The 16,925-nt window shown below is 34.5% G+C and carries 15 protein-coding genes, 1 pseudogene and 1 riboswitch; of the genes and pseudogenes, 8 read left to right on the forward strand and 8 right to left on the reverse strand.

Annotation, left to right across the window (positions count from 1 at the left end):
* Nucleotides 1-30 precede the first annotated feature (30 nt).
* The 7 genes and pseudogenes from M014_RS30485 to M014_RS0116455 all read left to right on the forward strand — a co-directional run.
* Nucleotides 31-221: pseudogene (locus tag M014_RS30485) on the forward strand (TnsA endonuclease N-terminal domain-containing protein); the annotation flags it as partial.
* A gap of 56 nt (nucleotides 222-277) precedes the next feature.
* Nucleotides 278-2,251 (forward strand): S9 family peptidase, encoded by a 1,974-nt coding sequence (locus M014_RS0116430; RefSeq protein WP_026592712.1) that lies wholly within the window; start codon nucleotides 278-280, stop codon nucleotides 2,249-2,251.
* A gap of 34 nt (nucleotides 2,252-2,285) precedes the next feature.
* A complete protein-coding gene (locus M014_RS0116435) occupies nucleotides 2,286-2,711 on the forward strand; it encodes an ester cyclase (RefSeq protein ID WP_026592713.1) in 426 nt (141 codons plus the stop codon).
* A gap of 679 nt (nucleotides 2,712-3,390) precedes the next feature.
* Complete coding sequence (locus tag M014_RS0116440; protein ID WP_026592714.1) at nucleotides 3,391-4,050, forward strand: 2OG-Fe(II) oxygenase; 660 nt, start codon at nucleotides 3,391-3,393, stop codon at nucleotides 4,048-4,050.
* Nucleotides 4,051-4,268: 218 nt separating this feature from the next.
* Complete coding sequence (locus M014_RS0116445; RefSeq protein WP_035415248.1) at nucleotides 4,269-5,528, forward strand: multidrug effflux MFS transporter; 1,260 nt, start codon at nucleotides 4,269-4,271, stop codon at nucleotides 5,526-5,528.
* A 278-nt stretch (nucleotides 5,529-5,806) separates the two neighbouring features.
* On the forward strand, nucleotides 5,807-7,369 hold the full coding sequence (locus M014_RS0116450) for an LPXTG cell wall anchor domain-containing protein (protein ID WP_026592716.1): 1,563 nt from the start codon (nucleotides 5,807-5,809) through the stop codon (nucleotides 7,367-7,369).
* Between the two features lie 301 nt (nucleotides 7,370-7,670).
* Nucleotides 7,671-8,174: a hypothetical protein gene (locus M014_RS0116455; protein WP_026592717.1), complete on the forward strand. Its 504-nt coding sequence runs from the start codon at nucleotides 7,671-7,673 to the stop codon at nucleotides 8,172-8,174.
* Nucleotides 8,175-8,191: 17 nt separating this feature from the next.
* On the opposite strand, the gene M014_RS0116460 is transcribed toward M014_RS0116455, so the two are convergent.
* The 7 genes from M014_RS0116460 to modA all read right to left on the reverse strand — a co-directional run bounded on the left by M014_RS0116460 (nucleotide 8,192) and on the right by modA (nucleotide 15,458).
* On the reverse strand, nucleotides 8,192-8,407 hold the full coding sequence (locus M014_RS0116460; RefSeq protein ID WP_026592718.1) for a DUF3951 domain-containing protein: 216 nt from the start codon (nucleotides 8,405-8,407) through the stop codon (nucleotides 8,192-8,194).
* 143 nt (nucleotides 8,408-8,550) lie between these two features.
* Nucleotides 8,551-9,018 (reverse strand): YusW family protein, encoded by a 468-nt coding sequence (locus M014_RS0116465; RefSeq protein WP_026592719.1) that lies wholly within the window; start codon nucleotides 9,016-9,018, stop codon nucleotides 8,551-8,553.
* Nucleotides 9,019-9,492: 474 nt separating this feature from the next.
* Nucleotides 9,493-11,133 (reverse strand): peptide ABC transporter substrate-binding protein, encoded by a 1,641-nt coding sequence (locus M014_RS0116470; RefSeq protein ID WP_026592720.1) that lies wholly within the window; start codon nucleotides 11,131-11,133, stop codon nucleotides 9,493-9,495.
* Between the two features lie 142 nt (nucleotides 11,134-11,275).
* A riboswitch (SAM riboswitch) is annotated at nucleotides 11,276-11,380 on the reverse strand.
* Between the two features lie 264 nt (nucleotides 11,381-11,644).
* Entirely contained in the window at nucleotides 11,645-12,448 is an 804-nt protein-coding gene (proC, locus tag M014_RS0116475; RefSeq protein WP_026592721.1) for a pyrroline-5-carboxylate reductase, read from the reverse strand.
* Nucleotides 12,449-12,607: 159 nt separating this feature from the next.
* Nucleotides 12,608-13,459 carry a GRP family sugar transporter gene (locus M014_RS0116480; RefSeq protein ID WP_026592722.1) on the reverse strand — a complete coding sequence of 284 codons (852 nt, stop codon included), beginning with the start codon at nucleotides 13,457-13,459 and terminating at the stop codon, nucleotides 12,608-12,610.
* 509 nt (nucleotides 13,460-13,968) lie between these two features.
* On the reverse strand, nucleotides 13,969-14,646 hold the full coding sequence (modB, locus tag M014_RS0116485; RefSeq protein WP_026592723.1) for a molybdate ABC transporter permease subunit: 678 nt from the start codon (nucleotides 14,644-14,646) through the stop codon (nucleotides 13,969-13,971).
* A gap of 5 nt (nucleotides 14,647-14,651) precedes the next feature.
* Nucleotides 14,652-15,458: a molybdate ABC transporter substrate-binding protein gene (modA, locus tag M014_RS0116490; RefSeq protein WP_026592724.1), complete on the reverse strand. Its 807-nt coding sequence runs from the start codon at nucleotides 15,456-15,458 to the stop codon at nucleotides 14,652-14,654.
* 133 nt (nucleotides 15,459-15,591) lie between these two features.
* Between modA and M014_RS0116495 the strand changes: the two genes are divergently transcribed.
* A complete protein-coding gene (locus M014_RS0116495) occupies nucleotides 15,592-16,539 on the forward strand; it encodes a substrate-binding domain-containing protein (RefSeq protein WP_026592725.1) in 948 nt (315 codons plus the stop codon).
* A gap of 64 nt (nucleotides 16,540-16,603) precedes the next feature.
* Here the strand turns inward: M014_RS0116495 and M014_RS28535 are convergent, their stop codons facing one another.
* The gene (locus M014_RS28535) at nucleotides 16,604-16,708 is read right to left on the reverse strand and encodes a DUF3948 family protein (RefSeq protein WP_081811066.1); all 105 of its coding nucleotides are present in this window, start codon (nucleotides 16,706-16,708) and stop codon (nucleotides 16,604-16,606) included.
* Nucleotides 16,709-16,925: the final 217 nt, after the last annotated feature.

Consider the following 16,925-nt stretch of genomic DNA (forward strand, 5'->3'; position numbering starts at 1 on the left):
TTAGATATGATTATCTAAAGGGGTGTTTTTATGTCGAAAAGAAAAAGAATATCTGCGATCGAACAGTGGATTAAACAAGGTCGAGGAACCGGTATGGAGTAGATTATAAACCTTGGTTAAAGATTCAAGATGTATCTTCAAAGGGTCGTTCAACTCGTTTAAAAGGAATAAAAACAAACAGACAGCATGAATTTCTGTCGGACTTGGGGAAAAATATATTTATTTAACTGAATAATTGGACAAATTAGATTACTAGACATTAAGAGGGGGTTTATTAATGAAAATGAATGAAAAAACATATCTAAGTATAGAAGAGATTATTTCATTGCCAACCTTATCAGATATAAACATAAGTGATGATGGCAAAAACGTAGCATTTGTCAAGAAGACAGCTAACTGGAAAGACAATAAATATAGGAATCATGTATGGATATATGAAAAAGATAAGGGGCAGAGTTACCCATTAACAACTAAGGATATAGATAGTACATACCCATTATGGTCTCCAGATTCTAGGAATATCGCATACCTTAGCCCAGTTGGTGACGGGGATAATAAGAAAAATCAGATCTTTGTTAAGTCAATAGATGGTTATAGTGGGGTTCAAATTACTGATGAAAAAGAAGGGGTCAGTAATTTCAAATGGGAGTCTACTGGCAAGGGTTTTTATTATGTTGCACAGTCAAAAGAATCTGAGGTGATAAAGAAACGTAAGGAACTATATGGAAATTTCCATCATATAGGTAAGGAATACCAGAATAATTGTTTATATTACATTGAAATAGAAAAAGTGATACAAAATGATAAATATGAACACGAAAATAGCGTTGTTTATCAACTAACTGATGGGAAGGATTTTCATATCCATGAATTTGATATTTCAAATGATGGGAAAAAGGTTGTATTTATGGCTACACCAAGCCCAGATATGGAAGATTATATTAATGGAGATCTATACATATTAGATATTAAAGCTGGAGAGCTACAAAAGATGAATATAGATAAGTTGTTGGGGGGGAGCGTTTGCTTTTCTCCTGAAGGAAGCAAAATATGTTACTCAGCAAGCATAAGGGAGAAGGATTACTATAAGACCCATATACAAGACAGTACATTAGAGATATATGATATTAATAATGGAGAGCTAATTCAACCTTTAACAGATTTTGATAGTACGGTTATTCCATTACGGTGGACAGCTAGAGGAATTTTAATTAGATGGCAGAATAAAACGAATTATCTTATTGCGTTGTTATCTGAGGATGGCACTGTGGAAATGTTAAGTGAAAAAGTAGATAGCTTTATAGTGGATGCTTCTATAACAAGGGATGGAAATCATATATCTTATAATAAGGCTATAATAAATGAAACCTTTGAAATCTATTTAGACGATAAAAAAATAACGAATGAAAATAGCTTTTTCAAAGGAAAGCTTAAAAGTAACAGGGAGATAATCTCATGGCAAAGTAGTGATGGCCTTGAAATAGAGGGAGTTTTATCAACCCCAGTAGAGTTTGACGCAAATAAAAAATATCCCTTATTAGTGGTAATCCATGGTGGTCCGGCTTGGGCGTCCTTTCCAATATTTTCAGACTGTTTTAATGAGAAATATCCTATTGAACAGTTTATCGAAAAAGGTTTTATAGTTTTAGAACCAAACTACAGGGGAAGTTCTGGTTATGGTAATGAATTCTTAAAAGCAAACTATAGAAAACTGGGAATTGCTAACTACGATGATGTTATATCTGGAGTGGATAAACTAGTTGACAAAGGGATTGCAGATAAAGATAGAGTAGGGGTTATGGGATGGAGCAACGGGGGATATATATCAGCTTTCTGTTCTACATTTAGTAGTAGATTTAAAGCTATTTCAGTTGGAGGTGGCATTACTAATTGGAGTACCCATTATGTAAATACAGATATACCTTACTTTATTAGGATGTATTTAGGAAATAATCCATGGAATGATCCAGAGATATATACTAAAACATCACCAATGAAATATATTAAATCAGCCTGTACTCCCACCTTAATCCAACATGGTGAAAAGGATGCAAGAGTTCCAACTCCAAATGCATATGAGCTATATCAAGGGTTAAGGGATATGGAAGTTGATACAGAATTAATTATATTTAAAGGAATGGCATATAGTTCTGATCAGCCAGGAATTAATGTGGCTATTATGAAGCAGAATTTGATGTGGTTTTCACACTATATTCTTGGAGAAAGTATGAAAGATTTTAGGGTTTTATGATTAATATTGGATTTATTAATAAGAGGGTTTTTAAATGACGCCAGAACAAATTGTTAGAAAATTTTTTGAAGAAGTACGTTCGGGGAATAATCCTGACTATTCAAATCAATTAATGGCAGAAAAAGTATTGGCACATCAAATTGTATCTGAAGAAGAACAAACAGTTTGCAGAACTCCTAAAGATTATGCTGAACATGTAAGAGAGATGATTGAAGTATATGGTAATTTTTCTTTAGAAATTCAAGAGTTTTTAGTACAAGGAAGTAAAGTATATGTACGTTGGAAACAAGTAGGTACACACCTAGGAGAAATCGATGGATATCAACCTACAGGACTCCCAATAATTCAAATGGCAAGTGCGGTGTATAGAATAGACGATGGGAAAATTTCAGAGTATTGGATTCAAATTGATAGGTCAGGAATTCAAAATCAATTAGAGTTCAATAAAAATATGCAGTAGTTAATTTTTAAGAGTATTAGAAAAATAAAGCACTAAACAAAACTTGTTAACAAAATCTTGTTAAGCGGAGTACTTCTGTTGAATAAGGGGTACAAAACGATTAAACTTTTTTTAAAAAGAATCATTCAAATTAAAACAAGAAGAGCATGTTTTGATCGATCTTTTTTTAATACGCTCTTTTCTTTTGTTCGTTTATTTAAACTTTATTTTAAAGCTACATGTATTGTAGAGTGACAATAAAGTCGTTTAAATATAGAAGTTCAACATCCGTTTGCTTAGTATTAAAACAAGTGAACGGATGCTTTTGTTTTTTAAGAGTGAGAGCAGTGAAAATTACGGTATAATAATTGGAATCTTTTAAAGCAGATTTAAAGTGATATGCTCCCTATTAGGTAGACGGATAAAAAATAAAAATCTGTTTATCTAAGGGGAGTATTTTTACTGTCTACTTGACAGGGGGTAGTTCCCTTTTTGGTGGATTCTTCTTGTTTATTATAAATTAAAAGCTTATGAGGTGATTTTTATTAACTACTCTTTTACAAAAACTATTTCTCGATCTAAAATGCTCTTTAATTGAATATTGGAATACAACATAACAGTCCTCGTCTTAATTTTTAAAAAAGGGAGAATAGAAAGAAAAGTATGATATATTTATGATGTCTAATCATTTTTAAGAGAGATGGGGAGAAGAACAATGGAAAATCAAAGAGTTGAAAATAAGGAACTAACGATTTTTAACCACATTGGAAACACAATTGTAACAGAAGATAGAGAAATCCAAATTATTTCAAGATTAGAAGAGCCTCTTATTGTCGTGTTAGAAAATGTATTAAGTGATGAAGAGTGTGAAACGTTAATTGAAATGTCTAAAAATAAAATGAAACGTTCTAAAATTGGTGTTTCGCGTGAAATAAATAACATTCGGACGAGTAGTGGTACGTTTTTAGAAGAAAGTGAGGTCGTTACTAGAATTGAAAGACGAATCGCTTCAATTATGAATGTTCCTGTTGAAAATGGGGAAGGGTTACATATTTTAAAGTATACAGTTGGTCAAGAATATAAAGCGCATTATGATTTTTTTGCAGAAAACAGTGCGGCAGCAAACAATAATCGTATTAGTACCCTTGTCATGTACCTAAATCATGTAGAAGAAGGCGGAGAGACTGTCTTTCCCAAACTCAATCTTTCTGTATCTCCGAAAAAAGGAATGGCGGTATATTTCGAATATTTTTATCAGGATGCATCATTAAACAAGCTCACTCTACATGGCGGTGAACCTGTTATTAAAGGTGAAAAATGGGTTGCGACGCAATGGATAAGAAAAAGACCTTTGTATTAAGATAGCACTCAATTACAAGTTTGTTATCGTTTTCCGACTTCTTGTTTAGTTAAGAAAAGGGAGCGATTGTTAGCAACACAGATAGAAACGGAAAAGTAAAGTGATAGAGACTCTATCGCTTTTTTCATTTCGTTATATAGAAAAGTACGATATACTTGACGTACATCAATGTTGTAACTGTAATTGTTACAATTTAGAACTTATAATAGAAAGGGTGAATGATGGAAGTGAATGAAATTAATCACGATGTATATAAACCTGTAAAAGCCAACAGGTTATGGATGATTCTTGTATTAGGGACATTAACAGCAATCGGGCCATTGTCCATTGACATGTACTTGCCTTCGTTGCCAAAATTAACGGATGATTTACAAACAAATGCTTCTCTTGCTCAGCTTACTTTAACAGCATGTTTATTAGGGCTTTCGGTTGGACAATTATTTGTTGGCTCAATTAGTGATATTTATGGACGGCGTAAACCGCTTATTATTGCTCTTATTATGTATGTTGCATCTTCTTTACTTTGTGCGGTTGCGCCATCTATTTGGAGTCTAGTTCTTTTACGTTTCTTACAAGGAGCTTCAGGTTCAGCTGGTATTGTTATATCTCGTGCTATGGTACGTGATATGTACTCAGGTTCTGAGATGACAAAATTTTTCTCGCTGCTTATGTTAGTAAACGGAGCAGCACCAATTTTAGCGCCAATTATTGGAGGACAATTGTTACAATTTACATCGTGGCGCGGAGTTTTTATCGTCCTTGGAGCGATAAGTATATTTATGTTAGTATCCGCTACGTTTGTGTTACGTGAGACATTACCTCTTGAAGAGAGGGAAACAGGCGGTTTAGTAGGAACATTAGCGACATATAGGAATTTGCTGAAAGATCGCTTATTTATGGGGTATGCCTTGTCGCAGGGCTTAGTGTCAGCGGCAATGTTTGCTTATATTTCTGGTTCTCCGTTTGTGTTGCAAAATATATACGGGGCATCACCGCAAGAATTTAGCGTATTCTTTGCTATTAATGGTATTGGTATTATTATTGCCAGCCAAATTACCGGCCGTTTGGCAGGGAAGCTAAGTGAGAAAGCTTTATTTGTAGCTGGCATTGGAATTGCAGCTGCTGGTGGTATCTCCTTACTTCTCACAATTGTATTAGGAATTGGATTAATTGGTGTTTTATGTTCATTATTCCTTGTTGTATCAAGCGTTGGGGTTGTATCAACGACAGGTTTTTCACTAGCGATGAAAAATCAAAAACAAGCTGCTGGAACAGCTTCAGCGTTGCTTGGATTGTTACAGTTTATTTCTGGAGCGCTTGTTGCGCCTTTAGTAGGGATTGGAGGCAGTAATACAGCACTTCCTATGGGAATTGTGATTGCTTTATGTGAAGTGGGAGCAGTTTTATGTTATATCTTTATGGCAAAGCCTAGTGAAAAGAAGTTTGCACTGCAAGAAAAGCAAGATTTAGAGGAATAAAAAAAGCTGCAACGTATGGTTGCAGCTTTTTTTATTGTTTCTGAACGAACAAGTAGCCAAATAAAATATGGTTCACCAATAAAGGCTGTAAAGATCTTGGTTGAAATGTGAATATATAGAATCTAAAAAATCGCATTATTCGATAAATTAATTGTTTTTGTTCACTTATTTCCTTATAATGGATATGGGATCTAACTTATGGAATTCTTTGTATTTTATTATTCAATGAAACTATGAAATCCATAAACTAGGACAAAAATGAGATAAGGAGTGTTAGTATGCTGAAGAAAGTAAGTGCCGTAACTCTTGTATCACTTTTAGCTTTTTCTCCTGTTGTGGCGTTGGCGGCACCTGAGGAAGTTGTAAAAGAAGCACAGATGCAAAATCAAGAAAAGGTAACTACAAAGCAAAATGACATCAAGAATCCGACAGTAAACGGTGAGCAAGTACAGCAGAAACAAGGTAATACGGAAGTAAAGAAAGAAGAATCTAAAGATGTACAACAACAAGAGAAGACAGGCTCACAAAAACAACAGCCTGCTCCAGAGAAGAAAGTTGAACCAGTAAAAGAAGCTGAAAAAGAACAAAAGAACGAGTCGAATGTGAAGAGTGAACCAGAAAAAACACAAGCTGCAAATCAATCAAAACCAGCAAATACACCTCCAGTAGGAGAAGTAAAAAAGAATACTCAGATATCTACTGCTGAATTGAGTGGGAGTGTGGCAGGCAAAGCGAAATGGGATGCAGAAAAAAATCATTATGTATTAGATGTCACTGCAAATGTGACGAATAATTCAAAAGAAAAGGTAAGTGGTGTATATCTTGGTGTTGCTATCCCTAAGGGACTAGATGGAGAATTTAAAGATGTTCGTTTATTAGAACTTGAAGATGGTTCTGAAGCTATCGCACTGCCATTACCAGATATGGAACCGGGACAAACTGTTAAAAAAGATGTGAAAATACCTGTACTTGGAAATGTAGCTGGAAAAGAAGTAAATAAAGATCTCGAACTATATTTAATTGATAAAGATGGATATGAACCTCTTGGCAAAATTAAAGGAAGTGCGAATATTGATTTTTCCGAGATGAATAAAGATTTACGTTTTGAAGGTAAGGCAAAAGCTACAACTTGTGTGCCGAATTTAAAGGAAAACCAATTTACATTAGATTTCTTATTAACGACTCAAAATTTAACAATGGATGAGTTAAAGGGCTTTGATGTGCAAATTGATGTTCCGCAAGATATTAAATTAACAATTCCAGATCATTATACACAAGGAGAAATTCCGGATTATCTAAAAGATGGTTCTTTGCAAGGTGGAACTGGTAAAGGAACAATGAACTTAGATATTAAATGGAATGGAAATACAGCAACAGTTCCAGTTAAAGCAATGGAAGGTGGAGAAGGATCCGCATTATATTTCCAAGTTGTTGGAGAAACAACTAAAGATTTAAAGGATTTAAAAGTTACATTTACAGCAAAACGTGGAGATCAAACAATTACAAAACAAGTAGCAATTGAGAAAGTAGAACAAAAGGACTGTAAGAAACAAGATAATAAGAATACAGGTGGAAATAATAATGGTGATGGTAAAGGGAATAGTGGCAACAAGCCTGATACACAAGTACCAAATCCAAATCAGGTAAATAATCAACAAACAAAGGTTACACCGACACCAACACCAACAAATGTTATTACAACAACGAATGTAGATCATACAAAATCTCTTCCAAAAACAGGTGCTTCAAGTAGTGATAACTTATTGACATTACTTGGCGTTGTAATGCTTGCTGGTGGTGCTTTTGTATATAAACGCAGTCGTACAACTGTTAATAAATAATAAGCGGTAAAAATACATATCTGATTTTTCCGTTTAAGAGAGCCCGGTATATTACCGGGTTTTTTATTGTTTTTTGAATGCATGATTTAATAGCTCTATATCATATTATTCATTTCTTCCGCTATTTCTGGAGTAATTAAAGTCTCACTTTATGGAGATACTGGCTATATAAAGTGACGATACTGTGACAAAAATGGTGATGTGTGTATAAAAATGGGATCATAAGTGCAAAGTTTGAATGGTTCTCGTTATAATAGCAAGTGGAGATAAGTAGTAGATGTAGATAAAAGGAGAGTAAGAGATGAAGAAAGTGTGGAGTATTGCCTTGCTTGGAAGCATGCTTCTTTTAGCAGGGTGTAATGGAAACAAGGATACAAAAGAACCAAAAGAAAAAGTAGAACAATCGGCAGAGCAGCAAGAAGATATGAAAGTATATCGTGATGTGCATAAGAAGTACGATGAGAAAATGAACAAAGAATTAAATGAAGCGGTAAAACTATGGGAAGAAGCAAAGGAAAAAGGCGGGAAGGCATTAGGGCACGCGCAGTTTAAAGAAGATGTTCAAAGGGTAACGAAAAGTATGCTAGAGGATATTGATCATATGCGTAAAGAAATTCGCGTGCCTAAGTCAAAAGAGCAAGAACATGAGCTATATGTTGGTTTCTTAAATGAGACAGAACAAGCAATGAAAAAGTTAGATAAATTAGCGAAAGATGAGGAATCATCATTAATTCGTGATATAGAAGTTCACTTTTCAACAGCTTCAACGTACTATAAACGTTTTCAAAAAGAAGCACAAAAATAACCTTGCGATGCGCAAGGTTATTTTTTCTTCTTTCCATCCTCATCTTCATCCTCAGCTACTAGGAGTTTTTGTTCCTCGTGAAATTCTGAAATTGTTTGGCCGGTAATGTTATCAAACGGGGTATAAAAGGAAGTGATATTTTTCTTTTTTACAAATAGTTTATAGAAGCCGATTACAACTAATATTACGATTGTTAATGGTAATCCTATAACTGCCATAAGTAATGGATCCATGGTTAATCTCCTTTCTATTCATTTCAATTATATTCTTATTTGCAAAAATCATCTGTATTTGATCTAGAATATGTTAGTGATTCTAAACCTAATTTACGATATGTGGTGAAAAAATAAAGAAGTAGGCAAAATCGCCTACTTCTTTATTTTACTTCCTTCTTATACTCTTTCTTCGTTCCATCTGAGAAAACAACTTCTAAATCGAATTTTTGGTAATCTTTATCAAGTTGAAATACGTCTACAACTTGATCAATCACTTCTTGGTCAGGTGTATTTTTATCAAATGTTAACTTTTGTAGAAGTGGACTGAGTTTGGCAATAGCTTTGTCACTTGTTAGTTTTACATCAGTCTTGTGATCCTCAATCTTTCCTTCCATCTTTTTGTCGGCACCTTTATTTTTGTACTCCGCTTCATAATCTTTCTTCGTATCTTGGTAGTCAGCATTTAGGTGAAAGTCGTTAAAGTTAAGTTTTAAGTCTTGAGGTGCTTCATTTTTAGCTTCGTCTGTTGTTTTCTTATCAGAAGTTGGAGTTTCCTTTTTTGGTGTAGTACAACCTGTTAACGCAGGTACTAGCATAAGTGCTAATAAAGCCGAAAGTAGAATTCTCATTATATATTCCTCCTTAGTGTATCGTTCCTTCTATATAAGTTTTTCCCATTTTTATGTAATTATGTATGTGTTTCGAATAAATTATTTCCCGTAATGTATGCAGCAAGTGGTTATTTCAAAATAGCATTTGGTGATGGGAATTTAAAAAAGAATATTATTTCTCTATTATTTATAATTGTCACCAAACAAATTGTAACTTTAATCGCTGTGGGGGGTATTCTTCTGATTAAAGAGACGCATAGTTAAAGAAGCATAAAGAAACAGGGTATCCTTCAAAAGGATACCCTGTTCTCTTATAATTGAAGCTTTACTAATGCGTCATTTTCTACACAGAAGTATGTTCCATAAGGGCTTTTTACAAATTTAGCAGGAACAAATTAGCGGCAAGAATAGCGTCATTATTCAAGATAGTATTTACATACGCTTTTTTGTTCATTGCTTGGTTAATAACATGTTGAGCATTTACGCTTCACTTTATTTTTCAATGTTAGCCCATTTGAAGTTAAGTGGTCCCGCAAAATCAACTTCAACCACTCCTTTTACATAGGAACGTTCTAAGTATGTTGTTCCATTTTGGTAAAGAGGAGAGACAACGGCATCTTTAAATAAGATTTTTTCTGCTTGTTTCAAGGCTTCCCAACGTGCCTTTTCATCACCAGCTAAGTCGGTTTTCACTTTTTGGATTAAGTCATCAAATTCTTTGTTGGAATAGTGATCTAAATTATATGGGTTATCAGTTGTAAATAACTCTAAGAATGTAATTGGATCAGCAAAATCAGGGCTCCAACCATCGATAGCAATATCATAATTTCCTTGTAATAATAATGTGACTTGTTGTTTGCGTGGCTGAGGCTTAATACTTACTGTTAATCCTTCTAAATTTTTCTCTAGCTGTTCTTTTAAATATTCACCAGTTTTTTTCGAAAGGTCATTATCGCTTGTTAATAATTCAATTGAAATTTTATCAGAACCTAATTCTTGTTTTGCTTGCTTCCAGGATTTTTGAGCATCTTTTGTATTTTCTTTCGTTAAATTGCCATTCTCCTCACGAAAATCTTTTCCATTTGGTCCCTTTGCAAAATTCTTTGGAACTAGAGAATAAGCAGGAAGAGAGCCATCATTTAAGAGAATATTTACAAATGCCTTTTTATCTATCGATTTATCAATAGCTTGGCGGACATTTATATTTTGTAGCGTTTTATTTTTCTGGTTCATACGTACAAATTGTACCCCAACATCAGGACGTTCTTTAAAGTTACTATCTTTACGATATTTATCAACAAGATCAGATGTTAAAGTAAGTCGATCAATTTGTTTTGATTCATATAAGTTAACGGCTGTTGAATGGTCTTTGACAATATTAAAGTTAATTTCTTCAAGTTTCACATTATTCTTATCCCAATAGTTGGTATTTTTTTTGAATTTAAAGCTTTGTTCATGTTTCCAATCACTTAGTGTAAAGGCTCCATTATAGATAAGCTTATTATCTTCTAATGCATATTTATTACCTTGTGATTTAAAGAATTCTTCATTAATTGGTAAGAATGTTGGGAATGCAGTTAAGCTAATAAAGTATGGGACTGGACGCTCTAATTCAACTTCAAAAATATGATCATTAATTGCTTTTACACCCAGCTGATCAGCCGGAAGCTCTTTACTATTAATTTTTTTTGCATTTTTTATATCAAAGAATAAAAATGCATATTCAGAAGCTGTTGCCGGGTCAACTGCACGTTGCCAAGCAAAAACGAAATCATTCGCTGTGACAGGTGTGCCATTTGACCATTTTGAATTTCGTAAATGAAATGTATATTTTGTCTTATCAGGACTTACCTCATGAGACTTTGCAACGCCAGGAACAGGTTTATTTCCTTCACCGAGGTTATATAAACCTTCAAATACGTTTCTCATTGCTTGACCAGAGTCAGTATCTGTAGCGCGTGCAGTGTCCATTGTACGTATTTCTGTGCCAGTGGCTAAGTTCAATATTTGTTTATCAGGAGCTTTATCTTTTGCGTTTGCTCCGTTGGCCTCTTCTTTATAGCTACCGCATCCTGTTAATAAAATACTTGCTCCTAAAACGGATGCAACAGCAGGTACAAAATTTTTTTTCATGTAAAATTCCTCCCTAAATTGTTTGGGTATTAAAAAATGGTTAATGAACAACTTTGAGGGAAAGAAAAATTCCCTCTTTTCTTATCGAGAAAGAGGGAATTTTGTTTACAAGGCACGTACCTGTATATAAACGAAGTCCCTCATTCTATCTTTCAAGCATAATGCTTGCAGGAAGTGGCACAGTATTCAAATTGAACCTGTTGCCGAGGTTTCAAAGGGCCAGTCCCTCCACCTCTCTTGATACAATGAGTAAACATAATTGTTCGTATTAATTTTTTGTTTCTTTGATTATTCAAAATCTTACACCTTGATGAATTGACTGTCAACGAAATGAAATATAGTTTAAATTTTCAGTTTTTTAAACAAGGACATAAAAAGGAAGAGCACTGTGTCATTACACAGTGCTCACGTTTTTAAAGTCGAAATTATCAAGGCCTGGACTAATGCGGTGATTTTCATTTAATGAATTGCTTTCATATCTTCAGTGCTTAACAGCCTTTTCATGTCGTAATTATTTCCCACTAGCTTTTTTGTTTGTTGCTTCAATTGCTTGATGAAGCAATTTCGAAAAATTATATTCATATAAAACTTTTAAGCCTTCTGCAGTTGCACCACCTGGTGTTGTCACTTGTTCACGAAGCATAGCTGGGTCTTGATCCTGTTCTAGCATGGCAGCAGAGCCAGCAATCATTTGAATGACAAGATGTTTTGCTGTTGTTTCATCGATTCCATAGTTTTTTGTTGCTTCAATTAAGCTTTCAGCAAAGTGGTAGAGGAAGGCAGGTGCACTTCCAGTAACAGCGGTAAGCTGATGAATTTCTTCTTCTGTGCAAAGCTGGGATGTGCCAATTCCTTTTAAGAGTAGTTGCAGTGTTTCTTGATGCTCTCCATTTAGGAAGTGCCCCATTGTATAAAGGGAGATAGACTTTCCAATCGTTGCTGCTGTATTTGGCATAATCCAGGCAACGGGTGTACCTTGAGGAAGTTTTTCTTCTAAATAAGATGGACCAATTCCCGCGGCAATTGTTACGACGAACTGATGGGTCAAAAGAGGTGATAATTCCGCTAATAACTGCTCATGTGCAGCTGGTGGCATCGCTAAAACAATAGTATCTACTGTTTTAATGCACGGTTTCCAATCATGTATAATTGAGATTCCGTATTTTTGTTTTAATTGCTCAAGTTTCTCTATGTTACTTCGATTGGATACAATAATTTCTTCGATGTGTTCATTACTTGTTTTAAGCAGTCCTACGAAGATTGCTTCCGCCATACGACCGGCACCAATAAATAAAATTCTATTTTTCTTTGGCATATCCTTTATTCCTTCCTGCTTAGAATATGGTATAAAAAACGATAACATTTTGGAGAGAGTGTTGTAAAAAGAAAAGTCTTATAAAGAGAGTTTCATAATGAATAATAGGAAACCCTCGAAGCAGATATGCTTCGAGGGTTTGATTCATAGCTTGTGTAATTATGCTTTTGTCATACCAAGTAGAACGGCACCACCGATAATTAAAACACTACCTAGTGCAATAAATACCATTTGGCGTTTCGTTTTCTTTTCTCCTAAGAAGACAATTGCACCGAATGTAGAGATAACGATACCAGTTTGAGATAATGGGAAACTTGTTGCTACTCCAACTCGTGGTAATGAAAGAAGTAAGAATAAGTTCCCTGTTCCCCATAGTAAACCAGACAATGTGTTACGAACTGCGTATTTGTTAAACGGTTTATGTTTAGCTGTCAGTACCACTGCACCAACAAACATACCAACTGCTTGCGGTAAAATAGCAGACCAACCATCGATATTGTACCAACGAATGATAATTACATATACAAGGTAACCAAAAGTAGAAACAATTAAAGTTAAAAGTCCTTTTTTCAGTTGTCCCGGTGGCTGTGCATTTTCTTTATCATCTAATGAAGTAAAGACAACACCAATTACAATTAACAGAATTGCAATCGTTCCCATAATAATCGTAGTAGTAGTAGTCCACTCATGAAAAGCAATAACTCCAAAGATAGAAGTCGCAACAAGTTGCATACCAGTAGAAATCGTTACGGTTGTTGAAACACCTAGTTTTTCAACTGTTTTTAATTGATTTACTTGTCCTAAAGCCCAGAATAGACCTGAAATAAAGCCGACAATTAAGATTGTCATCGTTAAAGCTGGTTGAGTAAATACATACATGATTGTTGCGAAGAATAGAGCACCGATTGTCATACCCACCGTTTGGCTATATGCACCACCGCCCATTTTTACGCTTACTAATAAGATGTTTCCCCATGCAAGTGCAGGAAGAAGCGCTAGTAAAATGTCCATTACAAGACTCCTTTCTTTTTGTTATACTGATATAATTAAGTTCGTTCTACCGATCGGTAATTTCCCACCTAGAAAGTAGAAGATTACCGATCGCTAAAACAGGATGAAGAATTTACGATATAAATGCGTTTTCATTTCTTCATCTTTTCAAACACCTTCATATGATAACAGGAAAGTGCCCTTTTTTGAAAGTAAATTCAAATAGAATGTATATTTCTATAAATATCAAGATTCTGTTATTTTTTAAATGAAAAAAGACCTCAAATTTGAGGTCTTCTTTATAAAGGGGATTGGGGAAATAAAGTTGCTTAATTTTTTACTAATGGGCAGGGGGGACAATCCAATTCCCATTCGCTTTACTTTATGACTTTATTATATAAAATACGGGTAATAGAAACTATCGAATTAGCTTACAGTAAGATTACAAATTTGTAAGGTGAGAACAAAGTATTTCATTCTACAAAATAGTTTATTTTTCGGGAAATAAAAAAGCAGCTTTTTGTCGAAAGCTACTTTAAAGAAGTGATTCTTTTATTAATGAATTGAATGCATAGTAAGAAAATGAGTGACATACCAACTGTTATGATAACTAGTGTCCAAGCTAACTGCATGTTACTTGCATCAATTGCCATATAAATGGCTGTAGGGATTGTTTGTGTTTTTCCTGGAATGTTACCAGCAAACATAAGTGTTGCTCCAAATTCCCCAATTGCACGTACAAAGCTTAAGATCATTCCGCTAAGTAATGCGGGGAATGCCAGTGGTAATGTGACATGTACGAAGACTTGGTATTCACTAGCTCCAAGGTCACGGGCACCATCCTCAATTTGCTCGTTTGCAATAGAAAATCCTGTCTTTGCCGATTGATACATAAGTGGGAATGAAACGATTGTTGAAGCGATGACAGCAGCCCACGATGTAAACATAATAGACTGTTGAAATAATGATTCAATCCACTTACCAACCGGGCTGTTATTCCCGAAAATAATAATGAGAAAAAAACCAATAACAGTTGGTGGAAGCACCATTGGTAATAGAAAAATAGTTTCTAACAACACTTTATAACGCCGCGAAGAGCGCGCTAACACTCGTCCAATAACTGTGCCGAAAATCATAACAATAATGGTAGCGAGTGCGGCCACTCGTAAAGAAAGAAAAACAGGCGACCAAAGTGTATCAAATGTCATAGTAGTTAAGGGAGGATTGTAAATCCATATTTTTTAAAGATAGATTGTGCATCTTTTGACTGTAAATATTCATAGAATGAAGTCGCCTCTTTCTTATGCTTGGATTCTTTTATAACTCCTGCAGGATAGTGGATAGGTTCATGAGAAATAGCGGGTGCTGCAGCAGCTATTTTTACTTTATTTGAAATAAGAGCATCAGTTTTGTATACAATACCAGCGTCTACATTACCTGTTTCTACATATGTTAACACTTGGCGGACGTCTTTTGTAAATACAATTTTGTTTTGTAGATCGTTCCATAGATTTTCATGTGTAAGAGAAGCCTTTGCGTACTTTCCAGCTGGTACGGATTCAGGTGTACCGATTGCTAATTTCTTTACTTTATCTTCTTTCAACTCTTGAAATGTTTTAATAGAGCTTTCTTTTGGAACGACTAAAACAAGTTCATTTCCAAGAAGATTTTTCCCCTCTTTTTCATTAATAATCCCTTTTTTTACAAGTGTTTGAAATTTATCTTCTGCTGCAGAGAAGAATAAATCAGCAGGGGCGCCTTGTTCAATCTGCTGCTGAAGTGCACCAGAACCGCCAAAGTTAAAGGAAAGCTTTATATTGGGTTCTTTTTGTTTATATTGTTTTTCGATTTCTTTGAAAGCATCTTGTAAACTTGCAGCTGCAGATATTGTAAGTTCAACTGTTTTGTTTTCTTTAGCATTTGTTTTTTCTTTCTTTTCTCCACTTGTACAAGCAGTGCTAAATATAAGAAGGAAAGAAAGCATGAATACCCCAATGTACCGTAATGTAAATTTGTTCATAAATAAAATCCCCTTTCTCTTTCTTCTGTTTAATTATAACTAATTATATTTAATTATAAATAGATATAATTAAATATAATGTGAAGTAAATCACTTTTTGAAAATATAGGAGAAATTTTCTTTCTTTGTTACAATGAAAAGAGAAAGTGAGGAATCGTCTATGGATCATCATTCCTACACAACGGAAGAAGTAGCAAACCGATTAAAAGTCTCAAAGTTAACAGTGTATGATTTAATTAAAAAAGGTAAACTCCCTTCTTACAGAGTTGGTAGACAAATGCGCATTGATGCAGCGGATTTAGAACAATATATTAAGCAAATGAAAACTGGGAAGATTCAAGATGTTTCTATAAAAATAGAGAAGAAGGATGGAAAAGCTTCCTGTGTCATTAGTGGGCAAGAGTTAACATTAGATATGCTAGCGAAGCATCTTGAAAGACTTTTACCAGGCTCTAGTATGCTCCGAGCTTATCAGGGGAGTTTAATGAGCTTAATTAAAATGTCTCAAGGAGAAGGAAGTATCGTTAGTTTACATTTGTTTGATGGTGATACAAAGGAATATAACATTCCGTATGTAAAACGAATTTTAGTTGGACAGCCTTGTATTGTTATAAACTTACTAGCAAGAAATGTAGGGTTTTATGTCCAAAAAGGAAATCCAAAAGGAATACAAACGTGGGTTGACTTGAATCATTCATCGATTCAATTTGTGAATCGTGAAAAAGGATCAGGAATTCGAGTGTTAGTAGATGAACAAGTGAGAATTCAAAATATAGCGAAAGCAAATATTCCAGGATATGATTGGGAAGAGTCAAATCACCTTGGAATTGCCTCGCAAATTGCTAACGGAAAAGCTGATGTTGGCGTAGGTTCAGAAAAGGTAGCGCAAATTGTGAATGTAGATTTTATTCCGCTGATGAAAGAACAATATGACTTGGTAATCTTAAAAAATAAAGAAAATGAACAACTTATTGAAGCAGTGAAAGAAATATTACAATCTACAGAATTTCAAAATGAACTGCGAGCAATTGGCGGATATGATATAAGTAACACAGGTCAAATTATATATGAAACAAATTGAAAAAGCTGCTTGTCTATATAAGACGAGCAGCTTTTTCTATATAAAGGGGATAGGGGAAACAATTTTATAAGACAAGTCCTTGAGCAAGTGCATAAATAAAAGCTGTAAGAAGAGCTGCACCGCTTGCAAGTCCGATAAAGTCAAATTTGTTAAAAGTAATGTTGTTCATTGTAATCTCTCCTTATTTGTTTAATGTAGCCGCAACCGCTTTTGCATCGATCAGAGCGGATAGCACCATGCTCATTGTATTTAGAAATTTGTTTGTTTTCATTTTGTTCATCATGCGTATCCGCTCCTTTTCGAATGTTTGTTGTTGCCCTGTTTCTGTCTTAATTATATGAAATATAGGCAGGGGTAACTATCGAATTAGCTTACGTAAGAATTAC

Source organism: Bacillus sp. UNC437CL72CviS29, from assembly GCF_000482345.1.
Lineage (GTDB): Bacteria > Bacillota > Bacilli > Bacillales > Bacillaceae_G > Bacillus_A > Bacillus_A arachidis.